We start from the raw sequence: 254 nt of genomic DNA, 5'->3' as shown, positions 1-254 counted from the left end.
CCATTCCGTCCCCTGTATTTGCTCCAACAATATGAGGTACACTAGTTAAAAGCGCTTCCCCTAATGCATGAGGTACATCGTAAGCCACAATTTGCGCTAATTGAGAAGCTGCATGTTGTATCATGTCTGTCACACTTTTAGTTAGTAATCCTAGTTGACCGCCAATTCCACCCATTCTTTCAGAAGAGCTTAATGGTGTTACAGATACTTTATTCCCTTTTTTACTGAATAACTCAGGTCCAGCTTCACCAGCA

At 41.7% G+C, this 254-nt stretch carries 1 pseudogene; it reads right to left on the bottom strand.

Annotation, left to right across the window (positions count from 1 at the left end):
* Positions 1 to 254: pseudogene (locus tag ACQGS6_RS29610) on the bottom strand (hypothetical protein); the annotation flags it as partial.

It is taken from the genome of Bacillus sp. GMs2/2 (assembly GCF_050172095.1).
GTDB lineage: Bacteria > Bacillota > Bacilli > Bacillales > Bacillaceae_G > Bacillus_A > Bacillus_A cereus.
This window is presented reverse-complemented; position numbering and strand designations above follow the sequence as displayed.